Source organism: Aestuariibaculum marinum (genome assembly GCF_014596975.1).
GTDB classification, from domain to species: Bacteria; Bacteroidota; Bacteroidia; order Flavobacteriales; family Flavobacteriaceae; genus Aestuariibaculum; species Aestuariibaculum marinum.
The window spans coordinates 28,855-41,147 of record NZ_JACVXD010000002.1 but is presented as its reverse complement, the minus strand read 5'-3'; the positions used below and the strand labels follow the sequence as shown (position 1 = coordinate 41,147).

Annotated in this window: 9 protein-coding genes; 7 read left to right on the top strand and 2 right to left on the bottom strand. The window is 35.6% G+C overall.

What is annotated here, in order from left to right; genetic code table 11:
- The first annotated feature begins 18 nt into the window (after nucleotides 1-18).
- From ICJ85_RS04045 to ICJ85_RS04025, 5 genes are read left to right on the top strand one after another with little or no spacing between them, the layout of a single operon-like run.
- On the top strand, nucleotides 19-3,153 hold the full coding sequence (locus tag ICJ85_RS04045; protein ID WP_188222509.1) for an efflux RND transporter permease subunit: 3,135 nt from the start codon (nucleotides 19-21) through the stop codon (nucleotides 3,151-3,153).
- A 2-nt stretch (nucleotides 3,154-3,155) separates the two neighbouring features.
- Nucleotides 3,156-4,571 (top strand): efflux transporter outer membrane subunit, encoded by a 1,416-nt coding sequence (locus ICJ85_RS04040; RefSeq protein WP_188222508.1) that lies wholly within the window; start codon nucleotides 3,156-3,158, stop codon nucleotides 4,569-4,571.
- A 4-nt stretch (nucleotides 4,572-4,575) separates the two neighbouring features.
- On the top strand, nucleotides 4,576-4,872 hold the full coding sequence (locus ICJ85_RS04035; RefSeq protein WP_188222507.1) for a DUF3861 domain-containing protein: 297 nt from the start codon (nucleotides 4,576-4,578) through the stop codon (nucleotides 4,870-4,872).
- Nucleotides 4,873-4,877: 5 nt separating this feature from the next.
- Complete coding sequence (locus ICJ85_RS04030) at nucleotides 4,878-5,456, top strand: TetR/AcrR family transcriptional regulator (protein ID WP_188222506.1); 579 nt, start codon at nucleotides 4,878-4,880, stop codon at nucleotides 5,454-5,456.
- A gap of 45 nt (nucleotides 5,457-5,501) precedes the next feature.
- Nucleotides 5,502-5,897, top strand: a complete 396-nt coding sequence (locus ICJ85_RS04025; RefSeq protein ID WP_188222505.1) for a hypothetical protein — start codon at nucleotides 5,502-5,504, stop codon at nucleotides 5,895-5,897.
- An 88-nt stretch (nucleotides 5,898-5,985) separates the two neighbouring features.
- Here the strand turns inward: ICJ85_RS04025 and ICJ85_RS04020 are convergent, their stop codons facing one another.
- Both ICJ85_RS04020 and ICJ85_RS04015 read right to left on the bottom strand, forming a co-directional pair.
- Nucleotides 5,986-8,160 (bottom strand): DUF3472 domain-containing protein, encoded by a 2,175-nt coding sequence (locus tag ICJ85_RS04020; RefSeq protein WP_188222504.1) that lies wholly within the window; start codon nucleotides 8,158-8,160, stop codon nucleotides 5,986-5,988.
- A gap of 307 nt (nucleotides 8,161-8,467) precedes the next feature.
- Nucleotides 8,468-9,469, bottom strand: coding sequence for an NAD(P)H-dependent glycerol-3-phosphate dehydrogenase (locus ICJ85_RS04015; protein WP_188222503.1), 1,002 nt, complete (start codon nucleotides 9,467-9,469; stop codon nucleotides 8,468-8,470).
- 133 nt (nucleotides 9,470-9,602) lie between these two features.
- Between ICJ85_RS04015 and ICJ85_RS04010 the strand changes: the two genes are divergently transcribed.
- Both ICJ85_RS04010 and ICJ85_RS04005 read left to right on the top strand, forming a co-directional pair.
- A complete protein-coding gene (locus tag ICJ85_RS04010) occupies nucleotides 9,603-10,544 on the top strand; it encodes a nicotinic acid mononucleotide adenyltransferase (RefSeq protein WP_188222502.1) in 942 nt (313 codons plus the stop codon).
- Nucleotides 10,545-10,707: 163 nt separating this feature from the next.
- Nucleotides 10,708-12,225: a polysaccharide lyase gene (locus ICJ85_RS04005; protein WP_188222501.1), complete on the top strand. Its 1,518-nt coding sequence runs from the start codon at nucleotides 10,708-10,710 to the stop codon at nucleotides 12,223-12,225.
- The last annotated feature ends 68 nt before the right edge of the window (nucleotides 12,226-12,293 follow it).

Here is a 12,293-nt window from a genome sequence, read left to right as displayed (position 1 = left end):
TTAGAAACAAAAAATATTATGTTAAAAACATTTATAGAAAGACCGGTTTTATCAACCGTAATTTCCATTATCATAGTTATTTTGGGGATTTTAGGCTATGCGGCCTTACCGGTTGAGCAGTATCCAGATATTGCTCCGCCAACCATTCAGGTAACGGCTACTTATCCAGGGGCCAGTGCCGAAACCATTTTAGAGAGTGTTATCATTCCTATTGAAGAACAGATTAATGGGGTAGAAGGGATGACGTATATGACCTCTTCTGCAGATAACAATGGTACTGCAAACGTAACAGTATACTTTAATCAAAATATTGATCCGGATATTGCTGCGGTAAACGTACAAAACCGTGTGGCGAGAGCTAATCCGCTTTTACCTCAAGAGGTGAAACAAACCGGTGTATTAACCAAAAAACAACAAACATCAGCATTGATGTTCTTCTCGGTGTATTCTGAAAATGAAGATTACAATGCGACCTATGTTCAGAATTATTTAAAAATTAACGTGATTCCTGCCATTCAACGTATTGACGGGGTAGGGGATGTAAACGTATTTTCTAATCAGGATTATGCGATGCGTATTTGGTTGAAACCAGAAAAGTTAGCAGCATATAATTTAATTCCGGCTGAAGTAACTGCAGCTTTAAATGAGCAGAGTTTAGAGGCTTCGGCGGGTTCATTAGGTCAGAATGACGGTCAGGCATTTACCTATAATATTAAGTATAGCGGACGTTTTAAAACTGAAGAGCAATATGAAGATATCATCATTAAAGCTTTAGATAATGGTGAGTATTTACGCTTGAAAGATGTGGCGACTGTGCAAATGGATGCGCAGGGTTATGAATCTTACGGATTTACAGAGGGCTTCCCGAGTGTGAATATGGGGATTTATCAAACAGCAGGATCTAACGCTCAGGAAATTATTACTGCTATTAAAGCAGAGTTAGAGCGTTTATCAGCTGATTTCCCTGATGGTGTTAAGTATGTTATTAATTATGATACTAACGATTTCTTAACGGCATCGATGAATAAAGTAAAACACACCTTAATTGAAGCCTTTTTATTGGTATTCTTAGTGGTGTTTATCTTCCTTCAGGATTTCCGCTCTACGCTAATTCCAGCTATTGCCGTACCAGTAGCGATTGTCGGTACCTTCTTTTTCCTGAATTTATTCGGGTACTCGATTAACTTATTAACCTTATTTGCATTAGTACTAGCGATTGGTATTGTGGTAGATGATGCGATTGTGGTAGTTGAAGCGGTTCACGCAAAAATAGATCAAGGAGAAAAGAATGCGAAGAAAGCGACATTAGGAGCGATGCATGAAATATCGGGTGCGATTATTTCTATTACCTTAGTTATGGCGGCGGTATTTATTCCGGTAACCTTTATTCAAGGGCCAACGGGGGTATTTTACGAGCAGTTTGGTGTAACCTTAATTGTAGCCATTTTAATTTCGGCGGTTAATGCCTTAACGTTGAGCCCTGCATTATGTGCACTTTTCTTAAAATCTCACGACGAAGAACATAAAAGTAAAAGCTTTTTACAACGTTTTTATGATGCCTTTAATGCAGCTTTCGAAGCGACTACAGAGCGTTATGGAAAATCATTAAAATTCTTATCGCATAATAAATGGGTGACTGTTTTTGTGCTTATTTTATCGGGTGTGGGTATTTATTGGGCAGCCAATTCTACCCCTACAGGATTTGTGCCTTCAGAAGATAGAGGTATTATATTTATGAATGTTGAGTTGCCAGCAGGTGCTTCTATGGACCGTACCAATATGGTGACGCAAGAGCTTTATAATAAAGCAAAACAAATTCCAGGCGTTAGAGGAGTTACTGTAATTAACGGTAGAAGTTTAATTAGTGGAGCAGGATCTAACTACGGTTTAGGATTTGTTAAATTAAATGATTGGGAAGAGCGTGAAGACGAAAGTCAATCGGCAAATGCAATTATTGGACAATTGTTTGGTATTGCTGCGACTATTCCAGATGCGAATATTATTTTCTTTGCGCCGCCAAGTATACCTGGTTTCGGTTTGTCTGGAGGTTTTGAGGTCAACTTATTAGATAAATCAGGAGGAAGTTTTGAGGAGTTAGATAAAACTACTCAGGAGTTTATTGGTAGTTTAATGAAGCATCCTGAAATTCAATATGGACAGTCATCTTTCAATACAAAGTATCCTCAATATGAATTGGAAATCAATGTGCCGTTAGCTAAGAAATATGGCGTTTCGGTAAGTAGCATTTTCTCCACCATGCAAGGATATATTGGAGGGGTTTACGCGGCAGACTTTTCTAGATTCGGAAAACAATATCGTGTGTATGTTCAAGCGCTTCCAGAAGATCGTTCAGATAAAAGTTCACTTAACGAATTGTACATAAAAACAGGAAGTGGAGAGATGACACCAATTACACAATTCGTTAACTTAAAGCGTGTGTATGGTCCTCAGTCGGTAACCCGTTTTAACTTATATAACTCTGCAAAAATTAGTGGGGCTTCAAATCCAGGATTCAGTACCGGTGATGCGATTGCCATTGTAAATGATGAGATTAAAAATCTACCAAGTAATTATGAGGTAGCTTACTCAGGTTTATCACGTGAAGAGGTAAATGCTGGGAACCAAACGGTAATGATTTTCTTGTTAGTAATTGTTTTCGTTTACTTCCTGTTATCGGCTCAATACGAGAGTTACTTATTACCACTTTCGGTAATATTCTCGCTGCCATTAGGGGTATTCGGAGCCTTTTTCTCCACAAAAATGATGGGGCTTGAAAATAACATTTACTTCCAGATTGCATTAATTATGCTTGTAGGGTTATTGGCGAAGAATGCCATCTTAATCGTAGAGTTCGCATTACAGCGTAGACGAAATGGCGAAAGTTTAATTGATGCAGCAATCCATGGAGCTAAGGCGCGTTTAAGACCAATTTTAATGACGTCGTTTGCCTTTATTTTAGGGTTGATGCCATTGGTATTAGCCAAAGGTGTGGGTGCTGAAGGAAATAATTCTATTGGTACAGGTGCTGCAGGAGGTATGTTAATAGGGACCATTTTAGGGGTATTTATTATTCCGGTGTTGTTTATCGTATTCCAGTGGTTACAGGAAAAAGTATCGAGTAAACCTGTTGTTATAGAAACTAAAGTAGACTAATTATGAAATTACATATAAAAAATACTATGGTACAAAAAGCTTTGGTTTTAGCTGTAGCAGCAACATTTTTACAGAGTTGTTTTGTAGCTAAAAATTATGACAGACCAGAGTTTGAAGAAACCGAGAATTTATATAGAACCGATGCGCTGCCAACCGATAGTTTATCGATGGCAGATGTATCGTGGACGGATATGTTTACCGACTCTTACCTGAATCAATATATTCAGGAAGGTTTGGAGAATAATATTGATATTCGAGTGGCTATTCAGCAAATGGCTGCCGCCGAAGCGTATTACAAACAAGGTAAAGCCGGTTATTTTCCAACTTTGGGAGCTACGGCTTCCATGACGCATCAGGAATTGGCTGGTAACAGTCAGTTCGGGTCGTTCTTTAATGGTTCGATAGAACAGTTTGAAATCTCAGGTAATTTATCTTGGGAAGCTGATATTTGGGGTAAAATTAGAAGTAACAAACGTGCAAGTGAAGCCAGTTATTTACAAAGTGTAGCGGCTCATCAGGCAGTGAAAACACAACTCGTATCTAGTATTGCTTCGGTTTATTATCAGTTGTTAGCTTTAGATGCACAGTTAAATGTAACAAGAAAAACAATTGAAACCAGAGAAAGCAGTGTAGAAACTATTCAGGCTTTAAAAGATGCTGGTCAGGTAACTCAGGTAGCGGTAGATCAAAATATAGCACAGTACAACAATGCCAAAGCACTTGAAGTCGATTTAAGAGCGGCTATTTTTACAACTGAAAACACTCTGAATTTACTCTTAGGTCGTACTTCGGTTGTTATTGAGCGCAGCGATTTAGAGAGTCAGCATTTAGACTCTGAAATTAAACTAGGTATACCATCTTTATTGTTAAGTAACAGACCAGATGTAATGGCGGCAGAATATGGTTTAATTAATGCTTTTGAAATGACTAATGTGGCACGTAGTAATTTTTATCCGTCTTTAACCATAACAGGTTCCGGAGGGTTGCAGAGTTTACAGCTAGATCAGTTAATCGATACGAATTCATTGTTTGCAAATATCGTGGGAGGCTTAACACAGCCAATCTTCAATCAGCGTAGAATTAGAACGCAAAAAGAAGTAGCCGATGCCCAGCAAGAACAAGCGTTGTTAAACTTTAAGAAAACGTTACTGACAGCAGGAAACGAGGTGTCTAATGCGCTTTATACATATAACGCTGAGACCGAAAAGTTTCAATACAGACAAAAGGAAGTAGAAGCTTTGCGTAATGCAGAAACTAATTCTGAAGAGTTACTACAAAACGGTTATGCTACGTATTTAGACCTGCTAACAGCTAGGGAAAGTGCGTTAAATGCCGAACTTAATGTTATCGATAATAAGTTACAACAGTTGTTAAGTGTAGTAAATATTTACGAAGCTTTAGGTGGCGGTTGGAAATAATACAATGAAAAAGAAGAACAATAAGTACCGATTGACGTTGGCAGAAGTATCTTTAAAAGATGCTTCTGCTCCAACCCAATCTTTAGATTTTGAATTCGAAAACCACGATAATATTTTCAATATTATTGAAAAAGTAGAGTCGAAAAATATCTTTGAAAATGCTAAAGATGCGAAGAAGTTTGCTGTAGGTTTAAAATTATTTGGTGAAGTTCTTCTTAGAAATAGGAATCATGAAATTTTTTCAGATTTACAGACTCATTTTAAGGGTTTTATGGTCAAATTAAAATCTTATAATGGTTAATTAATATGACTACAAAAAAGGAGGTTTTAGAGTGTTCGGTTGCTAATTTCACTAAGTTTGGAAGTAAGCGCTTTACTATGGATGAGCTAGCGTCATCGTTAGGAGTTTCTAAAAAAACCATTTATAAATTCTTCGAAAATAAAGAAGATTTGGTTATCCAATGTGTAGAATTATTGATTCAAAATTACAAAGACGAAATAAAAAGTATAGACGAGGACCCTATAACTTCTATTATTTTAATCTATAAAAAGGCTTTTCAGCACGTTTCACATTTTAAGCCATCATTCATTTTCGGACTTAAAAAATACTACCCAAAAGCCAATTTGGTTTTCGATGAGTTTAGAGATTATACCTTAAACACGCTTATTTTTCCACTTTTAGTTGTAGCGCAAACCGATGGCATTATAAGGCCAGAGGTAAATTTAAGACTGTTCTGCGATCTTTATTTTGTGCGGTTTGAAGAAATTGCTTTAAAGAATAACATATTTTTTGATAATTATACTAACGAAGAACTTTTAAGGCATTTCATTATTTACAATTTAAAAGGAATTACTAAAGAAGGTTATAAAATAGATTTTGAATAGTTTATTACTTTTGCAGCACAAATTAAGTTAGGAGATAAATCAAATATGAAAAAAGATATTGAAATTCCAAAGGTAGAGGATGTCTATGTAGCAATTGTAAATGAGTATAATGACATTTATAAAACTCAGGATTGGAATGCATATATTATTAATGATAAGGAGGTTGATTTAGACGTGGTTCTTATTGTTACTAATGGATACAATGATGAAAAAATAACATCTGTCTTTAGAAAGAAATTAGATAAGTTACCAGCAAAAAGTTATGCTAAAATTGAATTGATGCAGGAGGCTTTATTCGCATTAAATAACCAGTTTAAGGTGACGTTTTTTGAAGGAAACCAAATGTTTGAAAAAACATATCTGTTTAGAAAAAACACCATTAACCTAAAGGCTTTGCAACCGGTACCTTTAATGAAGGTTAAAGGGGTTGTTGTAAAATAGAATTGCGTAATCTATAATTTTATAAAAAGGGCATCAATTATTTGATGCCCTTTTTTTTTGTTACATAAAAATTAACCTTGAATTGGTTCTATTTTATAATTATTTTTTGAGTAACTCCTTCAGATCTTAAAATATATAATCCAGAGGAAAGGTTTGAGATGTTTAATTCATCTTTAAGTCCAACGGTTATATGCTTTTTAGTAATTAAGGAACCTGTTAGGCTGTAGATTTCTACTAACACTTCGCTTTTGTTTATTTTGTTATCTATTAAAACATTTAAAGTGTTTGAGGCTGGGTTAGGATAGAATTTAAAATATTCTGCATTGGTTTGTAATGGGGTGTTTGTTGAAAGGGTTTCATCTACAAGTGTAAATGTAAATTGTTGGCTTGTAGTACCCGAATAACTATTTAAAGTAATGTCTGAACCACTGATTGTTCCTGTAGCTTTTAATCCTTTATTAGCGTTACTGTTAATTATGCTATATTTATTTTCGCCTACTAAAGAAATGGTCCATTGTTGTCCTTCTAAACCATGAGTTCCGTATGTGCCAATACTTGTATCTTCGTTTACGCCATAGCGATCTAGGGCATCACCATTTTCAACGTTTGTTAAAATAAAAGTATTGGTGGTGTTTTCTTTAAGAGTAATTGCCCATTGCTGATTTTTATTTGTACTTGGTGTAGCTAATTCAACATTACTACCATTAGCCGATACAGCTAAGTCGCTTTCAACTGAAGTTATGGTGTAAGTACCTTCGTCTAGAGGCTTAATGACATCAAAAGTAAATAATTCGCTGGCATGACCACTAAAATTACTCAGGTCAACATCAGCCCCGTCTGTAATTCCTGCTGCTTTAGCTACTTTACCTCCTTGACCTACACTAGCTAATTTGTATTTGCCATCTCCCGCATGGGTAATGTACCACTGCTGGTTAGGTTGGCCATGATAGCCGTAAATACCTACTTTATTTACGCCAGCAAAGGCATCCATAGGTTGGTTGTATCCTGTGTTAATGAGTTCATATTTACCATCACCAATACTTGTTATTGACCATTGGTGGTAAGGCGAATAATTATAGGTGGCTAAATTGGTTTTAGTGTTGGTTGTGGTAGGCGCAATAACCTTACCGCTTTCAACACCTGTAATTTTATAGGTTCCGTTGGCTAAAGTATAATCAATAGCAACAGGGTCGTCAATAGTTCCTGCTGAAATTGTAGAGCTAACAGTTGAAGTTCTACCTAAAATATCTTCAAGAATAACTTCTACGCTATCGCCTTCAGACGCCGATAAATTAAAATGTCTAACTTCTGGTTCAATTTCAGAGCCTACAGTAATATTATTTATTTTTACTGTAAATTTAAATTGAGGTGTAGATGAGGTTGGTACTTCCCAAATTACGTTATTGGTTGCTGCGCCTGTAATAGAAAAACTAATAGCAGCATTTTGTGGTTCGGAAGCGTAAGTAGATGTTGTTAATGTTTTAGAAGTACCAGCAAACGATGGAGATGTATTTCCTCCTATTTGCATAGCAAATACACCATTGTTTTCATCGGCATCATATGCAGTTGCATAGTTTTCGGAACGACCTCCAGAATTAATATCACCACTGTTTACACTAAAATTTCCTTGAGTCATTGGTAGCCAGGTGCCATCAAGTTTTCTTTTAAAGGCATCTTTCATTTCAAAACGACGGGTATTTGCACCAGACGACAACCAGTCTTCTAAAAAGGCGTTTGTGCTACCATTAAAAGTAACGTTGGCAACTGGATAATCCATGGTTACCATATGGTACCATTTGTTTTGGGAATCACGACGAATCCAGAATCCGAAAAAGGTATGGTCGCCTACATCCCAGCGGCGGGTTACTACAGTATTCCATTCATTTAAATCCCAGCCTATAATCTGGTTTTCAGATTTTAGTCCCGTGCCTTCTCCTCCAAAATTTTGTACAATTGTGCCATCCGGTCTGTAGGCAGCTGTAATGGTTTCGTCGTTACTTGGATCCCAAATAGAGTAAATAAATTGATGCCCTTTGTCTGGTGAATCTTGAAATCCGCAATAGGCACCGCCTTCACCTCCGGCATTCCATTGCATGGTACAATAATAAGTTGCATTTGTAGTTATTGTAGATCGAACGGTTTTCATGATGATGTCTCCACTACTGTTGTCGTTCGATCCCATATGAGTAGATGGTGCAGCATCTTGTCCAAATGAAATCAGGCATATAAAAAATGCCCAAAAGTTTAGTAAAACTTTTTTCATAATTGTTAAAAAATTGAGTTATTGAATAGTTTTGATTAAAACTAGTACTTATAAGTCAAAACAAAGGGTGATAAATTGGTCTATTAGGTTGATTTAATAGTCAGTGTAAGTGATGTGAAAATTGTTGTTATAAAACTTGAAACCTAATAAAATAGGATGTTTAAAATTTTTAATTATAAAATATGTTCTTTGTTAATATCTGTAGTCTAATTGAGAATTTTTATTTTTTAGAAAGTTTTGTTTTGAGTTTATTACAAAAAAAACTCTTGAAATTTCAAGAGTTTTTAATGCTATGTTTTTCTAAAAATTAGTCCAATTTTTCGGTTAGCTTTTTAAAGACTTTTTTAGGGTCTTTGTTTTCATAAAGCACTTCATAAACGGCGTTGATAATCGGGAGTTTTGTTTTTCGTTTATTTTTTTCATTCAGTAGGTGAGCACTTTTAGTGGCGTAATATCCCTCTGCAACCATGCTCATTTCCATTTGTGCCGATTTCACAGTATACCCTTTCCCAATCATATTACCAAACATGCGGTTTCTAGAGAAGATGGAATATCCTGTAACCAGTAAATCTCCTAAATAAGCCGAATTATTAATATTACGTTTCATCTTATGCATTTTTTTAATGAAACGTTTCATCTCTCTAATCGAGTTACTCATCAAAACCGATTGGAAGTTATCGCCATACCCTAAACCATGGGCAATACCGGCAGCAATGGCGTAAATGTTTTTCAGCATAACGGCATATTCAACCCCAACAACATCATCATTAACTTTAGTTTTTATGTAGTCGCTGGATAAGTTTTTAGCAATAGCTTTGGCTTTACTAAGGTCAAAACATGAAATGGTTAAATATGATAAACGCTCTAAAGCGACTTCTTCGGCGTGACATGGACCAGCAATAACGGCTATGTTTTCAAAAGGAATATTATAAAAATCATGAAAATGTTCACCAACCAGTAAGCCACTTTCAGGCATAATACCTTTAACTGCCGAAACAATAATTTTATTTGAAATATCGATGTTTAATTTTTCAAGTTCACTGTGCATAAATGCCGAAGGAATGGCGAAGATTAAAACGTCGGCATAATCGGCAATGTCGTTAATATCATTACTGATGTTTAACTGCTCTAAATGAAACTCAACCGAACTTAAATAATTAGGGTTATGTTGCTCTTTTAGTAAGTGTTCTTTGGTGTACACGCTACGCATATACCAACCAATTTCATCTAAATTTTCGCAAAGCATTTTAACAATAGCCGTTGCCCAGCTTCCAGCGCCAAACACCGCATATTTTAAAGGTTTTTCCATGAAAAGTTTAAATGTTTAATACTGAGCAAAAGTACATAAAATATTCATTGTAGTGGTGTGAAGAAATTATTAAACAATTTTTTTGGCACGCGTTTTGAAACTCTTAAGTCAGTAACTCAAAAAACGAATGACTATGAAGACTGTAAAATTACTTTTAAGCGTGTCGCTAATAGCAACCCTTTTCACATCGTGTTATCAGGAAACTGTAATTGTTGAAGAAGAACCTGGAATATCATTAAATCAGCTACTGCGTTCTTATGAGATTTGGTATGTAGATATAAATAGTACGGTTGGTTACGGAACAACACCATTTTTACAAAAAGCTTTTACTATGTCGTTTTTAAATGGTGTGGTGTATGCCAATAATAATATTGTGGGTTTAGGAGACAGCGGCAATGGTTTTGGAATTGATATCGGGGAATACGATGCTTATGAGATGATTTTAGATGTGTATCACGATATTGATGGATTTTCAACTTTTGATGTATATCAAATAGATAACAATACCATTGAATTGTATAACCCAAAAAATGATACATCCTATTTCTTAGATGGGTACCAACGCAACAATTTCGATTACGATTTTGTGTTTTACGATAACATTCATTATTTCTTACAGGAATACGATGCCTGGGAAAAGACCTATACCAGTGATTTCGGCGCTTTAAATGAATTTGATAATGAAAACTTTTTACAGTTTTTAGCTGGTGGTAATGATTCTGAATTTAGAAGCTCTCAAGATTATTCAGGCACCAGTGTTAATAATTTAATCTGGGATTACACAGGTGTATATGGTGTAGGTGATGTTGCCGGTGATATGTATCTGAAAACTTTAACATTAGATTATGATTATTTCGACAATGAATATTTCGAATTGAGCGTTATAAATGACAGTAAGATAGAATTGTATCACCCGTCGTCGCAATCGGTTTACCAGTTTACAGGGCGTGGATACATTCAATATTTAAAAACAGCAGATACAAAAGGCAAAACAGCAACGTCTGATACGACAGATAAAATGCGTAAGCCCAGAAAAGATAAAGTAGAAAACCCGAGAACAAGTATAAGGGTATAACGATTTTTTGGTTGGTTATTTAGTAGTTAAGAGACCGCTTTAAAGAGACTTCTTTAAGCGGTTTCTTTTGTTTTAATATTGAAAAAGTTTAGGAATTAAACGCCGAACAATCTTATGTTTTCTAAGGTGGCTTTTATTGTACATTGACTTAAAATTAAATAAGATGATAAAAACAAAACAACAATTAATAAAAAAAGCTATGCTGTTTGGCTTTTTAATGGCATCAAATTTCACAATGTTTTCTCAAACCAATCTTCCTGAACAAGGGCAAATTCCACCACATCCAGCCCGATTACCTGAAGGAGTAATACCTGCATTTCCAGGTGCTTGGGGAGGCGGTATGTTTACCTCAGGAGGTCGTGGAGGTAAAGTTTTAACGGTAACGAATTTAAATGATAAAGGAGAAGGAAGTTTAAGAGAAGCTTTAGAAGCTGAAGGTGCTAGAATAGTTGTCTTTAAAGTTGCAGGAACCATAAAGATTAATGAAGATATTAATATTAATCATCCAGATATTACTATTGCTGGGCAATCGGCTCCTGGAGATGGTATTTGTCTTGCAGGAACATTAAATATAAATACGCACAATGTAATTATAAGGCATTTAAGGGTGCGTCGAGGTGTTCCTGCTGGAGGTCAGGGAGATGATAATATAGGAGGAAACCCAAGTCACCATATTATTATAGATCACTGTTCAACTAGTTGGGGAATGGATGAAAATATATCATTGTATAGACATATGAGGAATTCTTTGGATGGAACCACAAGAATTAAAGATCCAGCTGAAAATATAACTATACAATGGTCTATTTCCAGTGAAGCTTTAGATGCTAAAGGACATGCTTTTGGCGGTACTTGGGGAGGCAATCCATCTACTTTTCATCATAATCTTTTTGCATGTAATACAGCAAGAAATCCCTCTATTGGTATGTCGGGACCATTTGATTTTAGAAATAATGTGATATTTAATTGGCGTCACAGAACTATGGATGGGGGCGATGAAACCTCGACAATAAATGTTATTAATAATTATTACAAATCAGGCCCTGCAACTAACGAGAATATGTTGGCTGTTTTTGCCCGAGTAGAAGAACGCAGTATGTATTCGCCTGGAAGTGCATGGGCAGATGGGGGTTGGTATCCAAAGGAGAAAAACAGACCTGGAAAATGGTATGTCGCAGGTAACGTTATGTTTGGTAATGATGAGATTACAAATAATAACTGGGCAGGTATAAAGGGACCAGAAAATTTGGCACGAGTTAACACCCCTTTTGTGGGTTGGCCAGTTGCTCCGCATCAAACTGCTAACGAAGCTTATAAATCTGTTTTAAATAAAGTAGGAGCTACATTGCCAAAGCGAGACGCTGTAGATTCGAGAGTTGTAAATATGGTACAAACAGGAATACCAACAACAAAAACAGGAATTTTAAAAGACATAGCTGAAGTAGGAGGTTATCCTAATTTAACGTTTAAAGCTACAGATGTTGAAAAAGACTCAGATAACGATGGTATGCCGGATACCTGGGAAAATAGGCATGGTTTAAACCCTAACAATGCTAATGATGCAGCTCAAGATAAGGATGGAGATGGATATACCAATATTGAAGAATTTCTCAATGGAACAAATCCTACAGAGAAAATTAATTACAGAAATTTGGGAAACAATATAGATACAATAAGTTAATTTAAAGATTCTTAATTAAATGTATGAATGGTTTTTTGTATAGGATATTACAAAAAACCATTTTTGTT

Excerpts from the sequence above, each read along its gene's own strand:
- ICJ85_RS04045 (WP_188222509.1), top strand. The coding sequence starts at position 19 with ATGTTAAAAACATTTATAGAAAGACCGGTTTTATCAACCGTAATTTCC.
- ICJ85_RS04040 (WP_188222508.1), top strand. The coding sequence starts at position 3,156 with ATGAAATTACATATAAAAAATACTATGGTACAAAAAGCTTTGGTTTTA.
- ICJ85_RS04035 (WP_188222507.1), top strand. The coding sequence starts at position 4,576 with ATGAAAAAGAAGAACAATAAGTACCGATTGACGTTGGCAGAAGTATCT.
- ICJ85_RS04030 (WP_188222506.1), top strand. The coding sequence starts at position 4,878 with ATGACTACAAAAAAGGAGGTTTTAGAGTGTTCGGTTGCTAATTTCACT.
- ICJ85_RS04025 (WP_188222505.1), top strand. The coding sequence starts at position 5,502 with ATGAAAAAAGATATTGAAATTCCAAAGGTAGAGGATGTCTATGTAGCA.
- ICJ85_RS04020 (WP_188222504.1), bottom strand. The coding sequence starts at position 8,160 with ATGAAAAAAGTTTTACTAAACTTTTGGGCATTTTTTATATGCCTGATT.
- ICJ85_RS04015 (WP_188222503.1), bottom strand. The coding sequence starts at position 9,469 with ATGGAAAAACCTTTAAAATATGCGGTGTTTGGCGCTGGAAGCTGGGCA.
- ICJ85_RS04010 (WP_188222502.1), top strand. The coding sequence starts at position 9,603 with ATGAAGACTGTAAAATTACTTTTAAGCGTGTCGCTAATAGCAACCCTT.
- ICJ85_RS04005 (WP_188222501.1), top strand. The coding sequence starts at position 10,708 with ATGATAAAAACAAAACAACAATTAATAAAAAAAGCTATGCTGTTTGGC.